Annotated in this window: 14 protein-coding genes; 5 read left to right on the top strand and 9 right to left on the bottom strand. The window is 63.1% G+C overall.

The genetic code is table 11. From position 1 onward, the window contains the following. Positions 1-76: 76 nt before the first annotated feature. Both L085_RS16230 and L085_RS16225 read right to left on the bottom strand, forming a co-directional pair. On the bottom strand, positions 77-1,300 hold the full coding sequence (locus L085_RS16230; RefSeq protein ID WP_044031210.1) for an FAD-dependent oxidoreductase: 1,224 nt from the start codon (positions 1,298-1,300) through the stop codon (positions 77-79). Then, positions 1,290-2,693 (bottom strand): NAD(P)/FAD-dependent oxidoreductase, encoded by a 1,404-nt coding sequence (locus L085_RS16225; RefSeq protein ID WP_044031209.1) that lies wholly within the window; start codon positions 2,691-2,693, stop codon positions 1,290-1,292. The genes L085_RS16230 and L085_RS16225 overlap by 11 nt, the downstream gene beginning before the upstream one ends. Before the next feature lie 257 nt (positions 2,694-2,950). Here L085_RS16225 and L085_RS16220 point away from each other — a divergent pair, with 257 nt between their 5' ends. The 3 genes from L085_RS16220 to L085_RS16210 all read left to right on the top strand — a co-directional run bounded on the left by L085_RS16220 (position 2,951) and on the right by L085_RS16210 (position 6,092). Continuing rightward, positions 2,951-4,411, top strand: coding sequence for a glycerol kinase (locus tag L085_RS16220; protein WP_044031208.1), 1,461 nt, complete (start codon positions 2,951-2,953; stop codon positions 4,409-4,411). Continuing rightward, positions 4,404-5,636, top strand: a complete 1,233-nt coding sequence (eutH, locus tag L085_RS16215; RefSeq protein WP_044031207.1) for an ethanolamine utilization protein EutH — start codon at positions 4,404-4,406, stop codon at positions 5,634-5,636. Before L085_RS16220 ends, eutH begins: the two co-directional genes overlap by 8 nt. 99 nt (positions 5,637-5,735) lie before the next feature. Then, positions 5,736-6,092, top strand: coding sequence for a DUF1937 family protein (locus L085_RS16210; protein ID WP_044031206.1), 357 nt, complete (start codon positions 5,736-5,738; stop codon positions 6,090-6,092). A gap of 38 nt (positions 6,093-6,130) precedes the next feature. On the opposite strand, the gene L085_RS16205 is transcribed toward L085_RS16210, so the two are convergent. Next, the gene (locus L085_RS16205; RefSeq protein ID WP_044031205.1) at positions 6,131-8,056 is read right to left on the bottom strand and encodes a DUF3857 domain-containing protein; all 1,926 of its coding nucleotides are present in this window, start codon (positions 8,054-8,056) and stop codon (positions 6,131-6,133) included. Between the two features lie 121 nt (positions 8,057-8,177). Continuing rightward, positions 8,178-8,747, bottom strand: a complete 570-nt coding sequence (locus L085_RS16200; protein ID WP_044031204.1) for an XRE family transcriptional regulator — start codon at positions 8,745-8,747, stop codon at positions 8,178-8,180. Positions 8,748-8,876: 129 nt separating this feature from the next. Here L085_RS16200 and L085_RS16195 point away from each other — a divergent pair, with 129 nt between their 5' ends. Continuing rightward, complete coding sequence (locus tag L085_RS16195) at positions 8,877-9,773, top strand: DMT family transporter (RefSeq protein WP_044031203.1); 897 nt, start codon at positions 8,877-8,879, stop codon at positions 9,771-9,773. A gap of 209 nt (positions 9,774-9,982) precedes the next feature. Here L085_RS16195 and L085_RS16190 read toward each other — a convergent pair whose 3' ends face one another. The 5 genes from L085_RS16190 to tetR form a co-directional block, all read right to left on the bottom strand. Then, the gene (locus tag L085_RS16190; protein WP_004938044.1) at positions 9,983-10,588 is read right to left on the bottom strand and encodes a nitroreductase family protein; all 606 of its coding nucleotides are present in this window, start codon (positions 10,586-10,588) and stop codon (positions 9,983-9,985) included. Positions 10,589-10,657: 69 nt separating this feature from the next. Beyond that, on the bottom strand, positions 10,658-11,956 hold the full coding sequence (locus L085_RS16185) for a cytochrome c (protein ID WP_031299654.1): 1,299 nt from the start codon (positions 11,954-11,956) through the stop codon (positions 10,658-10,660). A 28-nt stretch (positions 11,957-11,984) separates the two neighbouring features. Next, positions 11,985-14,243 (bottom strand): molybdopterin cofactor-binding domain-containing protein, encoded by a 2,259-nt coding sequence (locus L085_RS16180; protein ID WP_044031202.1) that lies wholly within the window; start codon positions 14,241-14,243, stop codon positions 11,985-11,987. Further along, positions 14,240-14,713, bottom strand: coding sequence for a (2Fe-2S)-binding protein (locus tag L085_RS16175; RefSeq protein ID WP_021503731.1), 474 nt, complete (start codon positions 14,711-14,713; stop codon positions 14,240-14,242). Before L085_RS16175 ends, L085_RS16180 begins: the two co-directional genes overlap by 4 nt. A gap of 175 nt (positions 14,714-14,888) precedes the next feature. Beyond that, the gene (gene tetR, locus L085_RS16170) at positions 14,889-15,530 is read right to left on the bottom strand and encodes a tetracycline resistance transcriptional repressor TetR (protein ID WP_044031201.1); all 642 of its coding nucleotides are present in this window, start codon (positions 15,528-15,530) and stop codon (positions 14,889-14,891) included. A 64-nt stretch (positions 15,531-15,594) separates the two neighbouring features. On the opposite strand from tetR, the gene tet(41) reads away from it, so the two are divergent. Continuing rightward, positions 15,595-16,773 (top strand): tetracycline efflux MFS transporter Tet(41), encoded by a 1,179-nt coding sequence (tet(41), locus tag L085_RS16165; RefSeq protein WP_071841640.1) that lies wholly within the window; start codon positions 15,595-15,597, stop codon positions 16,771-16,773. Positions 16,774-16,918: the final 145 nt, after the last annotated feature.

The following is a 16,918-nucleotide window of genomic DNA, read 5'->3' as shown; positions in this document are numbered from 1 at the left end:
TTCCGCCGAGACTCGCGGCGTTAACTGACGGAATACTACGGGTTTCAGGGCGTTAGACGCAAGCCGTAGCCGCCGTTCATCCGGTGGGTTCGATGCTGATGTGCAGCGCGTCACGCTCGCCGCCGGGCGGCAAGGCGATATTGCGCAGCAGGATCCGCCGTTCCGGCAGGCAGCGATGCGTTTTGCGGTACAGCACTTTCTCCCCCAGCCGCACCACCACCGAACCGGACACCGGCTGTTCCACGCGCATATTGATCGTGACCGTGGTGGGATTGCCGATCAGCGCCACGTTGGCAGGCGCGGTCAGGCGGATCCGCTCGTCATGCCGCACCGGGAGGATTTGCCGCGCCGGCGGCAGCGTGCGCTGCAGCGAACGGGCAACGGCTTCGCCGACGTGCAGCCCTTCCTGATAACACTGGTCGCCCATGTCTGCCGGATGTAGCATGTTACCGACGGCGAAATAGGCGGCGTCGGAACAGCGGCCGAACTGATCGGTCAGCGGGCAGCCGCTGTCCGGCCGCTGCGCCAGGTGGCTCTGGCGGATCAGCGTATACTCCCCGGTGAAGCGGCCGGTGAAGATCAGGCTGTCGCAGGCGATGCGCCGTTTCTCTCCCTGGCGGTTCTCCACCTCGATGGATTCGACCCGATCGCGGCCGGCAATGTCGGTCACCCGCGAATAATAGTGAATCGGCACCCCCATCAGGCGCGCATAGAGCGCGCTCAGCCGCCAGGCGACGGGCCTGCCGCCGCTTTCAATCATGGCGACGGCGCGCACGCCGGCGTTGCGCAGCGTCCACAGCGCGGAGAAACTGACCAACTCGGTGCCGACCACCACCGGCGCCTTGCCCGGCTGCAGCCCGCGCAAATAGACGAACTGCTGCAGCGCGCCGGCGGTCAGCACGCCCTGCGGCCGCAGGCCGCTCACCAGGCGCGGATGACGCGGCGTCTCGCGCACGCCGGTCGCCAGGATCACCCGCTGCGCTTTCAAGGTGCTGACGCCACGGCGGTCCGTGATGGTCAGCTCACCGTCTGGTTTGATGGCGAGCACCGTCACGCCGGTGCGGATCTCTACCTGCCCGGCGCGCGCCAGTATCTTATCGACATAGGTGGACCCCAGCATCGGCCGGTAAAAAGTCTGCAGCCCGAAGGTGGGATGTCGGCAGTGCCTGGGCACGCCGCCCGCCTGCTGTTCCCGCTCCAGGATCACCACATCCTCGATGCCCGCCTGCCGCAGCGCGGTCGCCGCCGCAATCCCGGCCGGCCCGGCGCCGACAATCGCCACCTGATACTCAGTTTTCATCAATGCTCCCTACGGCCAGCGTTTGGCCAAAACGATCGCCCACCATTTCCGCCACCCGGCTGCTGCAATAGAAACCGTTGCAGCGCCCCATCATCACGCGCGTGCGGCGCCGCAGCCCGCCGATGCATTCCGGCGGCACGGCGGAATCGAACGCCGCCTCTATCTCCCGCTGGGTCACCAGCTCACAATGGCAAACGATGCCGCCGTTGTCCGGGCGCGCATAATCGCGCAGCGCATAGTCGGCAAGCATCGGCATCTGCGGCCAATGCACGGTCTGCGGCGTTGTCAGCGTGAAGCACGGCGTAAAGTGGTCGCGATAAAGCTGCTCCACGTATTGCGCGATGCCGAGCGCCGCCGTCAGGCCGGTGGAGCGAATGCCCGCCACGCAGATCCACTGCCGATCGGGATAGTGCTGAATGCAGTAGTGTTTCTGTTCGGTCGCCGGGCGTAATCCGGCATAGCTGGCGGTCACGCTGTAATTCGCCAGCGTGGGCAGCAGCCGGGTGCCCTGTTCGATCAGCTCGCGCATTTTGGTTTCGTCCACCGTCGCCGTCTCGCGATCCTGCTGCTCTTCGGCGGTCGGCCCGAGCAGCAAATTGCCGAAGATGGTTTTCGACAGCAGCACCCCTTTGGTGATCGCCGTCGGCACCGGCAAGATGATGGCGTTGACCTGACCGGCGGCGGCCTTGTCGAACACCAGGAACTGCCCTTTGCGCGGGCGGATTTCAAACTCGGGCTGATGGCAGAAACTTTCTACCCGGTCGCCCTGATTGCCGGCGCAGTTGATGACGATTTTGCCGTGAAACTCGCCCCGGTTGCTGGTTAGCCGCCAGCCGGTCGGCAAGCGTTCGGCGCCGGTCACCTCGGTATTGAAGCGATAGTCGCCGCCGTGTTTGACACCTTGCGTCAGGTACGCCAGCGGCGTGCTCCAGGGATCGATCACGCTCTCTCCCGGTACCTCTACCGCCGCCAACGCGCCGGGCGCCAGTTGCGGCTCACGGCGATACAGCTCGGCGGCGTCGATCTGCGCCACGTCCAGCACGCCGTTGTCATGCGCCTGCTGCACGATCGCGGGCAGCGCCGCCAGCTGCTGCTCGTCCCACGCCACCACCAACGCGCCGGTAGGCAACAACGGCAAATTCATCCGTTCACGGATGGCGATAAACTCCCGGTAGCCGGCCTGCATGCAATGCAGTTCCAGGCTGCCGCTCGGCGCATCGAAGCCGGTATGCAGCAGCGCGCTGTTGGCTTTGCTGGCGCCGGACAGGATATCGCCCCCCTTTTCCAACAGCAGCGTACGGGCGCCCATCAGGCAGAATTTGCGGAATACCGCACACCCGACCACACCGCCGCCAATCACGACAATGTCCCAATCCGTTTGTTCTTCCATCATGCTGATGTCCCGTTTTGATGTGATAACCACAATAAAACCACACAATAACCGCATTTGAAATGATAAAAACAACACAACTCCCAAAAAAAGGCCGCAAAAGGCGGTGATAAGCAAAAAGTATGAGGTCGATCACGCGGGGTTATTTTATCTTGTGATTTATGTTGCTTTAATGTGTGAAATTGAAGATAGATTATTAAAACAGTCACACAACCAACACCAGGCGCAATAAAAAACAAAACCTATAAGAGAGCGAAGCAATGATGAATCAACGTTATGCCGCGATTGATCAGGGAACCACCGGCACCCGGGTCGTGGTGTTCGGCGAAGACGGCAGGCACCATTCGCCGGCCAGCATGCCGCACAAGCAGATCACCCCCAATCCGGGCTGGGTGGAACACGACGCCCTGGAGATTTTGGCGAATATCCGCCGCTGTCTCAGCCAGTGCGACATGGTGGATGCCATCGGTTTAGGGCATCAGGGCGAAAGCCTGCTGGCCTGGGACGCCGACAGCGGCCTGCCGCTGTACAACGCCATCGTTTGGCAAGATCAGCGCACTGAGCCGGAGATCCAGCGCCTGAAACGCGAAGGCGTCGAGCCGCTGGTGATGGCGAAAACCGGCCTGCCGCTCGATACCTACTTCTCCGCCAGCAAGATGGGCTGGCTGATGAACAACGCGCCAGGGGCCAGGCAGCTGGCGCAACGCGGCCGCCTGCGGCTCGGCACCATGGACGCTTTCTTCCTGTTCCACCTGTGCGGCCGGCACCTCACCGACTATAACTCGGCCTCGCGCACCTCGTTGTTCAACATTCATACCCTGCAGTGGGACGAGGAGCTGTGCCGTTTGTTCGGCGTGCCGATCGTCAGCCTGCCCGAGGTCAGAGACAACATCGGCCACTTCGGCGACGTCGCGCTCAACGGCAAACCGGTGCCGCTGACGGCCTGCATCGTCGACCAGTTTGCCGGCACATACGGCCACGGCTGCCATCAACCGGGGCAGATGAAGATCACCTTCGGTACCGGCGCCTTTTTACAGGCGATCACCGGGCCGCGCCCGATCGATGCCGGCGAGTCCGGCCTGTTGCCCACGCTGTGCTGGAAGCTGCCCGACAGCGAGCCGGTGTATGGCCTGGACGGCGGCGTTTATAACGCGGCCTCCGCCATTAACTGGGCAAGAAAGATAGGCCTGTTCAACGAGTTCGATGAATTCGGCGACTTCCCCTCTCAGCCGGCCATCGCGCGCGGCCTGGCCTTTGTGCCCGCGCTCTCTGGGCTGGCCTGCCCGTACTGGGATCGCTCCGCCGCCGGGATGTGGGCCGGCCTGTCGCTGGAAACCGAACGCAAGGATCTGCTGCAGTCGATCCTCGAAGGCATCGCCATGCGTTCCGCCGAGGTGATCAACGCCATGGATAAACTGAAACCGATCGGCGACAGCATTTCGGTGGACGGCGGTCTGTCCGCCAACCGTTACTTCACGCAGTTTCTCGCCAACCTGATCCAAAAGCGCATCGTCTCTCCCGCCAATAAGGAGATCACCGCCCAGGGCGTTGCGCTGCTGGCGCGTAAAGGATTGGGGATGGAACATCCGCTCAAGGTGCTCAGCCGCTATGAAGTGACGGAACCCGCCGAGGTCGATATGAGGGTCTGGTTTACCCGCTATCAGGAAATCATCGCGCGCTCGCGCGGCTTACGTTCACCGCAGGAGGAACACCATGGCTGAGTTCGGTAATGTCATCATCTATATCATCATGGCCGGCACCCTGATCGGCGCGTTGGCGTCGATCGTCAAGCCGGAAGGCGAGCTGGGGCGTGAGTTCGTCAACGGCATTCATGCCATCGGCCCGGTGTTTCTCGCCCAGGCGGGCATCATGGCCGCGATCCCGATCATCTCTTACCTGATCATGTACAGCATCGGCCCCTTCTTCTCGGCGCTCGGCTCAGACGCCTCGATCGCGGCGCTGGCGGTGATCGCCGTGGACATGGGCGGCTACCAGTTGGCCGACGCCATCGCCGCCAACCGCGATATGTGGATCGTCGCCATGCTGGTGGGTTACACCTCCGGCGCCAGCATCGTCTACCTGATCCCGGTCGGGCTTATCATGCTGAGCCGCGACGACCATAAGTATCTGGCGTTAGGGGCCATGGCGGGTTTGATCAGCATTCCGTTCGCCGTGCTGATCGCCCTGGTGACCATCACCTTCAACAACCTGCCGGTCAGGGAGATCATTTCCACCACCTCGCCCGCCGCGCACTATCTGCAGCTGGACTTGCTGCAGGCGCTGCGGCTGCTGTCGCCGCTGTTCGCCCTGTGTTTCCTGCTGGCGCTGGGGCTGAAGCTGCGGCCGGCAGCGATGGTGAAAGGGTTCCTGATCTTCGGCAAGGCGGCGGATGCCTTTATCAAGCTGGTATTGGCGTTATGCATCATCGAACATTTCACCGGCGTGTTTAAAAAGGTATTCGGCGGCTGGGTATTCGATCCGTTATTTGCCGACAAAGACGAATTATTCCGCGCTATCGAGATCGCCGGCTATATCGGCATTATGTTGGCGGGCACATTCCCCATTTGTTATTTATTCCAGCGCTATTGCCGCAAGCCGATGCATTTCATCGGTAAAAAGCTCGGTTTATCGGATACCGGCGCGCTGGGCTTTATTATGGTATTGGCCAATATCATCGCCGTTTATCACCTGTTCAAAGGCATGCGGGCGCGCGATAAGGTGCTGTGCGTGGCCTTCGGCATCTGCGCGCAGGCCACGTTGGGCGATCACCTGGCGTTTACCGCCAACTTCCAACCTTCGCTGGTGTTGCCGATCATGATGGGCAAATTCCTCGGCGGCATGATCGCCGTGCTGATCGCCATAAAAATTTCAGTGCCGGAGGCTGAATTGCTGGAAAAAGAACAGACGCAAAGGCAATCGACGGCCATCGCCGCCGCCGCTCGCTGAATTTATCCCTAAGCCATAAAAATAAACGGGGCGCCGCCTCACGGGGAAGCTGCGCCCTTTTTTCGTCCCTGACAACAATTATTGAGAGAACAAACGCTAATGAGAAAAATATTTTTGGCCTGCCCCTACAGCCACGCCGACGCCAACGTCGTGCAGCAACGCTTTATCGCCTGCAACGACGTCGCCGCCGCTATCGTGCGCGCCGGCAATGCCGTTTTTAGCCAGGTCAGCATGTCGCATCCGATCAATCTCTGTCTGCAAGATCTCGACAAAACCGCCATCGGCACGCTGTGGGCGCCGATCGACGCGCTGTTCATGGCGGCGATGGATGAATTGATCGTGCTCGACTTGCCGGGTTGGCAAGAGAGCGGCGGCATCAAGCGCGAGATGGACGCTTTCGCGGCGCGCGGTTGCCGCGTCAGCCTGTGGTCCGAGGTCGCTAGCGAGTTCAACTGAGGCGTGCGCCCCGCCGCTTCGCGCGACGGGGCAGCGGCCTATTTGCCGTTGGCCAATTCACCGTACACCACCTGGCCGCGGAAACCGCGCCGCACCTGCTGGAACAGCTCGCGGAACGCCGGGTAATCCTGCGCCTGGCACAGCGCTTCCTTGCCGCGAATGGCATTCACCTGCAGGCGGTGATTGACGGTCACCTGCTGCCCGTCGCGCCGCCATGCCACGCGATAGTCGCCCGCCGCATTGCGGAACTGCCTGTCTTGCGGAATGGCGATAATCGGCACGTTGGCCGGCAGCTGCAGACGGTAGGTTTCGTCGTAGCGCTGCGCGCTGCAGTAGAACGGGGTTTCGTTGCCCGGCGCCGCCGTGGTGGTATACAGCGTGCGGAACGATTTGCCGCCGGGCGGGTTGGGCAAGGTCATGCCGCCCACCACGCCGAAATCGACGTAGTCGTCCGCCTTGAAGCGGAAGCGGTAACCGAACTGCTTTTTGAGATCCAGCGGATCGCTGTTCATCGCCACCTCGCCGCTGCCGTCGATGCCGGATGCGGACATGATCGTCGCTTCGGCCTGCGCCCGGTTCTGGCGGTTGATCTGCGAGAAGTAGCCCCGCAGGTCAATCTCTTCCACTTCGCTCAGCCGGCGCTCGGTTTCCCCCTGCAGGTTGCCCGCCTTGTCGAACACGAAATCGACGCTCAACGCGCTCTTGACCGGCTGCTCGTCGCTGCCCGGGGTGCGCGCCAGTTTGGCGTCACGCGTGAGCAGCACCGGCGCCCCCAGGTCGCCCTCCGGCAGTTGGCCAAACCGCGCCCAAGGGTTAGTGGAGTCCAGGTACAAATTGAACTCGGGCACGTAGGTGATGGCGTGATTAAAGCGGCCGAGCAGCGGCACGTCAGGCAGTATCGGGCCTTCGTCCATGCCGATCAGCACCGGCGAGCTTTCGATGCCCTTGGCGGCGAGCAGCGCCTCCAGGATCACCACGTGATCCTTACAGTCGCCGTAATGGTTATCGAGAATGCTCTGCGCCGAATTCGGCTCCAGCCCGCCGTTGCCCAGGTACACCGCCACGTAGCGAATGTTTTGCGCCACCCAGCGATAGAGCGCCTCCGCCTGCTCGCGCCGATCGCTGATGCCGGCGGTGATGTTGTCCGCCAGCGCCTGAATGCCCGGCGTCACCTTTGCCGCCGCGCCGGCCTTCAGCTGGTAGGCCTTGGCCAACTGCGGCCAATCGCGGTAGGTGCTGGCCATGATGGTCGGGCTGAAGGTCCAGCTGTCCGCCGCCCAGTTTTGTGCCTTCATCGGCACGTTTCGCGAATAATGCCAGCGCCAGTGCGCCTGCCCGTCGCGGATCTGCGGCTGGTCCCCGCCTTCCACGCCGCGCGTGAAGATATGCATCGGCAGCTTGGCCGGCGCCTGTAGGGTCACTTCGGCGTCGTCGAACTGATCGAAAACGCTGAACGTCTCCCACAGGCCGAAATAGTCGGGGAAATACGGGGTGTTTTGCGTGCGGCGCAGCTCATACACCACGCGCGATCCCGGCGCCAGGTTGGAGAACACGATGACGCGCACTTTGCGGTCGGCATACAGCGGCGCCGTGGCGCTGGAGTAGCTCTCCTGGGTGTAGATGCGGTCGGGCGCCACGTCGTGGCGCTGGCCGTCGGCGGTCAGCGTATAGGCGGCGACCACCTCCAGCGTTTCCATTTTTTCGCTGTAGCTCAGGCGGATCTGGCTGAATTTCTCGATCGCCGCCTTGGTCTTCAGCAGCACTTCGTAGCTTTCCGTCTTCACGTTGGTGGCGTTGGCGTTAACGCGATAATCCGCGCGATAGCGCACGAAGCTGAAATCGTTGTTGGCCGTGTCGTTCTGGCCCTGATCCGCCGCGGCGGGCGGTGCAGCGGCCAACACGGTGGCCGGGTGCGTCGCCGTCAAACCGGCGAGTAACAGTATGGAAGGAATAGCGATTTTCATCTTCGGTCCTTGAAGGGCGTTAAGCAGCGACACCGGCCATACGTCCGTCCCGGCGTCAAAACAGGCGGGCACACTAATATAATTGAGAATCATTTTCAATAAACGAACCGTCAACGCCGTGCTAGCCCTGCTCGATCAACATCACGGCGGTGGTCTCCGACTCCAGCGCTTCGAAAATATGCTCGCGATCGGCGGAGTAACTGATGTAATCCCCGGCGCTCAGCACCTGCGGCTGATCCGCCGGGCCAAGGCGCGCCCGTCCACTGCTGATGATCACATGCTCGACGGTGCCCGGCGGATGCGGCCGCGAGCATTTCGTTTCACCGGGTTGCACCCGCAGCCGGTAAATGTCGCGCTGCGCGCCCGGTGGACAAGTGGCCAGCAACGTGGCGGCGTAGTTGCCCTGTTCCGACAGCGCCGGCGTTCCCTCATGGGCGCGGATCACTTGCACCGGCCTGCTCGGCTGTGAAATCAGCCGGCTGACCGGCACATCCAGCGCCATCGCCAGCGCCCACAGCGTTTCCAGGCTGGGGTTGCCGCTGCCGGCTTCGAGCTGCGACAGCGTGGACTTGGCGATACCCGCGCGCTTCGCCAGTTCGGTAACGGACAGATTCAATCGCTCCCGCTCACGGCGGATTGCCGCCGACAAGAGGCCAATCGGCGTGATGTTCTGCATTAAGCTCTCGCTCATTGTTCGTTATACCATTCAATTGTTCGGCTTGACGAACAGCGTCAACCGTGTTCATCATAATGTTCGATTGTTCATTTTAATGATTAAGCGACTTCACCACAAGCACGGTCAGGCCGCGAGGGAAACGACATGAAAACGAAAACGCGCGGCGCAGTGCAAATGATCCTCGCCATGACGATCTCCGGCACCGTCGGTTGGCCGGTACTCGTTTTAGCGCAGCCGCCCGCCACGGTGGTGTTTTGGCGCTGCGCGTTCGGCGCGCTGGCGATGCTGGCCACCTGCGCCGCGCTTGGGCAACTGAAATCAGGCGCCATCAACCGGCGGCAGCTGGCTTTCGCCGTCCTGGGAGGCCTCGCATTGGTGCTCAACTGGACGCTATTGTTTGCCGCCTATGCGCATGCCTCGATCGCTGTCGCCACCGTGACCTACCATGTTCAACCGTTTATGTTGGTGGCGCTGGGAGTGCTGCTGTTCGGCGAAAAACTGACGGCTAATCGGCTGGGCTGGCTTCTGCTGGCGTTCGCGGGGATGGTGTTGATCGTCACCGGCCGGCAAAGCGGTGGCGGCGATGGCGACTATCTGTTCGGCGTGGCGCTGGCGCTGGGGGCGGCCCTGATGTACGCCCTGGCGGCGGCGATCGTCAAACAGCTGGCCGCGCTGCCGCCGCAGCTGATCGTGTTGATTCAGTTGACCGTCGGCGCGCTGGCGCTGGCCCCGTTCGCCGGTCTGGCCCACCTTCCCGCAGATTCGTTCGACTGGCTGCTGCTGGCGACCCTCGGTCTGGTGCATACCGGGTTGATGTCCACGTTGCTCTATGGCGCGATCCAGAAAATCCCCACCGCTCTGGTCGGCGCACTGTCGTTTATCTACCCGGCAGTGGCGATCGTGGTGGACTGGGCGGCGTTCGGGCACCGTCTCAGCCTGTTGCAGCTGCTGGGCACGCTGGCCATTCTCGGCGCGGCGGCGGGCATGAACTTCGGCTGGCGATGGCCGCCCGCCGCGCACCGGGCCGGTAAAATCGGTTAATCCCGCCCGACGGGCAAGCTATGCACAATAAGGCATTCGCCTTGTGTCCGGCGCGGTGCTATTTATTTAAACCGTGTAGGGTAGAAGGAGTGTTCTATGTGGCATCACCGCCTGCAACGGCGCATCCGTTTCAGCTACTGGAACGAACTGTGCGTCACAAAAAAATAAGGGAAGGCGCAAGCCTTCCCTTTTGTCATTCACCGCTCGGGTCAAAAACGGTCGGTTTTCACCACCTCGTCGAACGGCAGCTTGCCGATGCGCGGGTAAGGTTGCCCCGCCGCCTTGCCGATAGCGACCATCAGCGCGATCTGATAATGCGCCGGCTTATTGATAATCTCGCCCACCGCGTCGAAATCAAAACCGTCCATCGGGCAAGAGTCGTAGCCCTGCGCCTTGGCCGCCAGCATCAGCGTCTGGGCGAAGATGCCGCTGCTGCGCATCACCTCGTCGCGCTGCACCTGCGGCTTACCGCGATAATACTGATCGACGGCCGGGATCATGAATTGCTGCACCGGCTCCGCGGCCTCGGCCCAGACGGTTTTTACCTGTGACTCCCAGCTCGACAGATCGCCGCACAGCACGACCAGCATCGACGCGTCGGTCACCTGCGCCTGCCCCCACGCCGCCTCGCGAATTTTCTCGCGCTGCGCGCGATCTTCGATCAGCAGCGGGCGCCAGTGCTGCAGGTTAAACGCGCTGGGAGCGCCCTGCAGCGCGATAGTCAGCAACGCTTTTTTCTCTTCGAGCGTCATCACGTGCTGCGCATCGAACTGCTTGGTGGCGCGGCGCTGGCGGATTGCGTCTAACGTATTCATTTTACTGCCTCTGTCCATGTGAAAAGCTCTATTGTCGCCAACGCGGCGTGGCTGTCCAGCCCCCGGCGGCTATTTCTGCTCGGTTTCGGCGCGCAAGCGGCCGACCTGCGCCGCCAGGTCCGGCCACGGCGCCTGACCGGCGTAATGCTGCCGCAGGTAGTTGAGCAGGATGGCGATCTGTGCGTCATTCAGGTTATGGCGAAAGCCTGGCATATAGCCCAGTTCGGCGTTCGCCGGCCGCTGTATGCCGTCCAGCACCACGCGAATGGCGTTGTCCGGCGCCTCGGCGAACAGGTTGGTATTCAGCGCCAGAGACGGGCGCACCCCCGCCATCTGCGCGCCTTTTTCCTGCGCATGGCACGCCATGCAGGCACCGGAAAACAGCCGCGCCCCTTGCGAACTCAGGGGCTCGACCTGGCGCTCCGCCTGAGCGTTCAAGGTTGCCGCCGCGGCCTGCGCCGCCGCTTCCGGATGATAGCTGCGCAGATAGACGGCGATCGCCTGCAGATCGGCCTGCGACAAGCGCGACAGCCCTTCTTCGATCACCGGCGCCATCGGCCCGGCGGCGACGCCGTGGTTGGCCGAGTAGCCGGTGCGCATGAAATCGACCAGATCCTGCTGCGTCCAGGCGAGCGGCGCGGGCGAGCGGCCGCTCAACGCCGGCGCCGTCCAGCCCTCCGCCACGCCGCCGGCCAGGTGCTCGCCGCCGGTTTTCTCACCGAACAGCACGTTGCGCGGTGAGTGGCAGGCGCTGCAGTGCCCCAACCCTTCGGCCAGGTACGCGCCGCGGTTCCAGTCGGCGCTTTGGGCTGGCTGTTCCGGCAACGCGCCCGGCGTCAGGAACAGCAGGTTCCAGGCGAAGATGCCCTGGCGAATGTTGAACGGAAAGTGCAGATCGGTGGCCGGCGGCCGGTACTTGACCGGAGGCTGCGACATCAAATAGGCATACAGCGCCTGCAGATCGTCGTCGCGGGTGCGGGTAAAGGCGGTATAGGGAAACGCCGGATAGAGATAGCGGCCCTGGCGATCGACGCCGTGGCGCATGGCGCGTTCGAACGCCGCGTAGCTCCAGCTGCCAATGCCGGTTTCCACGTCCGGCGTGATGTTGGTGGTGTAAATGGTGCCGAAGGGGATCTCCATCGCCAGCCCGCCGGCGTTGCGCTCGCCGCCCGCACGGGTGTGGCACACCGCGCAGTCGCCGAGATCGGCCAACGTTTTGCCACGCGCGATCTGCGCCTCGCTGAAACTGTGGGTCGCATCGGCGGCGAGCGGCGCAATCTCCGGCTGCCAACTGGCGACCACGCCGGCGACCACCACGGCGATCACCGTGACGCCGCCCCACCCGACGATTTTTTTCATCTTACTCATCTTTGCTGTCCTTGTTCGTTACGGGGGGTTAATGGCCGGCCTGAGCGCGCAGCGCGGCGAGCACCCGCGCCGGTGTGAACGGCACCTCGCGCAGGCGCACGCCGAGGGCGTCAAACAGCGCGTTGCCGATCGCCGCCGCACTCGGCACCGAGGCGGACTCTCCTGCGCCCATCGGCGCTTCGTCCGGGCGGTCGATCAGCTGGATATCGACCTGCGGCAATTCGTCAAAGCGCAGGATCGGATAGCCGCCCCAGTCCAATGACGTCACGCCCGACGCGTTGAAGGTCACAAACTCTTTCAGCACCCGGCTGGCGGACTGGATAATGTTGCCGTGCACCTGATGGCGCACCCCGGCCGGATTGATCATCCGGCCGCAATCATGCGCCACGAAGATTTTATCGAGCGTGATCTGCCCGGAAAGGCGATTGACGCTGAGATCGCACACCCAGGCCGCCCAGGCGGCGCCGAAGCCGGGAAATTTGCTGTGGAAATAGCGCGCATAGGCGAAGCCGCGGCCGCTCACCACTTCGGCGCCGGCGGCGCGCGACCGGTGCGCCGGGCCGTCTTGCCAGTTCGCCTGGCGCTTCAGGGCCTCAATCAAGGCCACTGCGCGCGGATCGTTCAGGTAACGCAGGCGAAACACGATCGGATCCTCGCCGGCACGCCAGGCCAGCTCGTCGATCCAGGACTCATGGGCGAACACGTTGGGCAGCGCCGAAACGCCGCGCATCCACGAGGCCCGCACGATCGGCGCGGCGTCCTGACAGATCACCCGCATGTGCGGATACTCGTATTGCGGAATGGCGGTGCGATCGCCCATCTGTTGCACGTCAGCCCGGTTGGCCACCTTGCCGGTCAACACCAGCGGCAAGGTCACCGCATTGTTGGAGGGATAGCTGGTTTTCAACTCGTAGGCCGCCACTCGGTTTTGCGCGTCGAGGCCGCCGCGCACCCGGATCAACTGACCGGTGCCCTTTGGCTCCCAGCCGGATTCCTGTTCGCGCATCAGCTGCACCCGCACCGGGCGGCCGGTCGCCCGCGCCAACAGCGCCGCGTCCGCCGAGACGTCGTCGGCGCAGTTGCGGCCATAGCAGCCGGAGGCCTCCATGCGGGTGATATGCACCTGCTCAGGCGCCAATTCCAGCAGCGTGGCGATATCTTTGCGCAGATCGTGCGGGTTTTGCGTGCCGGACCACACCTGCGCCCGCCCGTCTTTAACCTCCGCCACTGCGCAGGAAGGGCCGATCGAGGCGTGCTGATGGTAAGGCCAGACATAGTCCGCCCGCACTTCGGTATGCAGCGATGCCAGCGCGTCGTCCGTGCCCGCATCGTCGCGCAGCACGCGGTCGGTTTTCGGGTTGGCTTCCAGTGCGGCGGGCAGCGCCTCCGGCGACAGGTCCGGCAGGCCGGCCCAGGGTTTCCATTCGGTTTTCAGCCGACGCATGGCGGCGATCGCCTGCTCTTCGCGCTCGGCCACAATGCCGATGAAATCGTTGATCACCACCAGTTTCACGATGCCCGGCAGATGCGCAATCGAACTTTCATCCACCGACAACAGGCCGCCGCCCAGCGGCGCGCTGCTGTCGGCGCCTGCGTAAGGCGGGCGCACCACCCGGCCATGCAGCATGCCGGGCAAACGCAGATCGTGCACGTAGGTCAGCGCGCCGCTGACCTTGGCCGGAATATCGACCCGGGCGACGGCGCGGCCGACATAGCGGTTCTGCTGTTCACCGTTCAGCGGCACGTTTTTATCCAGCGCCACGTGCAGATTCTGCCCGCTCGCCAGCTGCGCATAGCTCAAGGCGTGCCCCGGATTCTTGGTCACAAACACCTGCCCCGCCGCCGCCGTCAGCTGGTCGGCCGGCAGTTCGAAGGCTTTGGCCGCCAGCGCCGTCAGCATATGTCGCACCTGCGCCGCCGCCTGCCGCAGCGGCACCGACGTGACCTGGATGGTGGCGCTGGCGATGGTCGGCCCCTGATCCGGCGTGCGTTGCGTATCGCCAAGAATCATCGTGACGTGCTCAAACGGCACGCAAATTTCGTCGGCGACGATCTGCGCCAGCGCGGTGCGAATGCCGGTGCCGAGATCGACATGGCCATTGAAGGCCGTCACCCGGCCGTCGGCGGTGAGGCTGATAAAACTGTCTACCCTGTCCAGCGGCAGATCGGCAGGCGTTGGGGCGGGCTCGGCGGCGAAGGCGTTAAACGGCGCGGGCAGCAGGCTGCTGACCATCACCACACCGCCGGCCTGCAACAGCTGGCGGCGGGTCAGTTCGAGGCGGCTCATGCTTGCCTCCGTGCAGCCAGCAGCGCGCGGGCGCGTTCGGCGGCGCGCAAGATCTCAAGATGGGTGCCGCAGCGGCACAGGTTGTAGGCCAGCTCTTTCTTGATCGCCTGTTCGTCCGCCTCGGGTTCACGTTCGAACAGCGCGACCAGCGTCATGATCATGCCGTTGACGCAGTAGCCGCATTGCGCCGCCTGCTCATCGATAAATCCTTGCTGCACCGGGTGCGGCGTTTCCGGCGTGCCCAGGCCTTCCAGCGTGGTGACGGACTTGCTTCCTACCGCGGCCAACGGCATTGAGCAGGAGCGAGCGGCGACGCCGTCGATAAGAACGGTGCAGGCGCCGCACTCCCCCAGGCCGCAGCCGTATTTGGGGCCATTCAAGTGCAGATCGTTGCGTAACACGTACAACAGCGGGGTCTCGGGCGAGATATCGCCGAGTGGAACCACCCGGCCATTAACATTGATTTCCATGGTGAAACTATCCCTTAAACAAACGGATTTAATCCGTAACATCACTGCGGCGAATAATTGCGCAGCGTGCTAATAATTATCATCAAAAGACTTGATAATGTTAAGGGAATGTAGCCGCCATGGCTTTAACGAAAAGTGGGTATTTTCTATAAATTTCCGATAGATAAGCCCGGTTTTATGATTGCGTCCCGTGATTATTGGCGTTCGTCAGTCCGGCCTCGGCGCCATCGACCAACAGCCGCACGCCGGCTTCGAACAGCGCATCCGCGCCCTTCTCCTGCAATGTTTCCCAGCCTTGGCACAGCAGCGGATAACGGCGGCGGTCGGCATCATTGAGCGGATCGTCAGGCTGCATTTGCTGTTCCTCCAGCACCCAGCCCACCACGAAACGCCCGACGGCGAACAGCAGGTTTACCGCGCGCTCCGGCGTCAACCCCGCCCGGCACAGCAGCGCCACCTTGGCCTCAATGACGGCGAATTGCGGCTCCTGCGGCCGGGTGCCGGCATGCAGACGCGCGCCGTCGCGGTAAGCCAGCAGCGCCCGACGGAAGTTGCCGGCATTGGTGACAACCCAATCCTGCCAGGCCATATCGGCGGGCAGCTCTTCACGGTGATCCAACATGATGGTTTCCGCCATCGCTTTCAACAGCTCGGCTTTGTTCTTGAAATGCCAATAGAGCGTGGGAGATTGCACGCCGAGATGTTGCGCCAGGCGACGGGTGCTCAGAGCATCGATGCCGATTTCATTCAGCAGCGCCAGCGCTCCGCGCAGGACGGTTTCACGCGTTAAACGTATCGCAGTATTTTTTTCGCTCATATCTCTATCACTGATAGGGTAACTATGGAATACTCAATACTCTATCACTGTTAGAGTCACAATCTTGAAAAAACCTATGCTGGTTATTTTGTTGACGGTGTTGCTGGATGCGGTGGGCATCGGTCTGATCATGCCGATCCTGCCGGCGCTGTTGCGCTCGCTGGGCGGTCTTGACGCCGGCAGCCTGCATTACGGTGCCCTGCTGGCGGCCTATGCGTTGATGCAATTCCTGTTTTCACCGATCCTCGGCGCGTTGAGCGATCGCTTCGGCCGGCGGCCGGTGCTGTTAATTTCACTCGCCGGCGCCGCGGCCGACTACCTGCTGATGGCGTTCGCGCCGACGCTGGCTTGGCTCTATCTGGGCCGGTTGCTGGCGGGCATCACCGGCGCCAACATGGCGGTCGCCACCGCTTACGTTACCGATATTACTCCTGCCGGCCAGCGCGCGCGGCGTTTCGGCCTGGTGGGCGCGGTGTTCGGCGTCGGCTTTATCGTCGGCCCGCTGCTCGGCGGTTCGCTGGGCGAGTGGCATCTGCATGCGCCCTTCCTGGCGGCGGCGGCGATGAATGCCCTCAACCTGGCGATGGCGTTTTTCCTGCTGCCGGAATCGCGTAAACCCCGCACCCGCGCCGCCGAGAAAATCCGCCTCAATCCCTTTTCGGCATTGCGACGGCTGCACGGCAAACCGGGCCTGCTGCCGCTGGCCGGCATTTACCTGATCATGGCGCTGGTTTCACAGGCGCCGGCCACGCTGTGGATTTTATACGGCCAGGATCGTTTCGGCTGGAGCATGATGGTGGCGGGCCTGTCGCTGGCCGGTTACGGCGCCTGCCACGCGCTGTCGCAGGCCTTCGCCATCGGCCCGCTGGTCGCGCGGCTCGGCGAACGCAAGGCGCTGCTGATCGGCCTGACCGCCGACGCGCTGGGCCTGGTGCTGTTATCGATCGCCACGCGCGGCTGGGCGCCCTTTGCGCTGCTGCCGTTCTTCGCCGCGGGCGGTATGGCGCTGCCCGCGCTGCAGGCGTTAATGGCGCAAAAGGTGGACGACGATCATCAGGGCGAGCTGCAAGGGACGCTGGCCAGCATGGGCAGCCTGATCGGCGTCGCGGGGCCGCTGGTGGCGACGGCGCTGTATGCCGCCACGCGCGATGTCTGGCCCGGCCTGGTCTGGGCGTTGGCCGCCGCCCTGTATCTGCTGGTGCCGCCGTTGCTGGCGCGTTCGCGCGAGCGTGACGCGGCATAGCGTAGAGATCCCCTTCTCCCGCTTAAGCTGATTTATGGCTAAGCAAGGCATTATTCAGCATAAGCGGGCGCTTTACACGCCACTGCGCCGCTCATTATCATCGCCCTTATCCCGCCGCAGGAAAATTTGAATGCTGTTTCATGGT

The organism is Serratia sp. FS14 (genome assembly GCF_000695995.1).
GTDB lineage: Bacteria > Pseudomonadota > Gammaproteobacteria > Enterobacterales > Enterobacteriaceae > Serratia > Serratia nematodiphila.
Note: the sequence above shows the minus strand (reverse complement) of the source record. Positions and strands in the feature narration are given on the sequence as shown.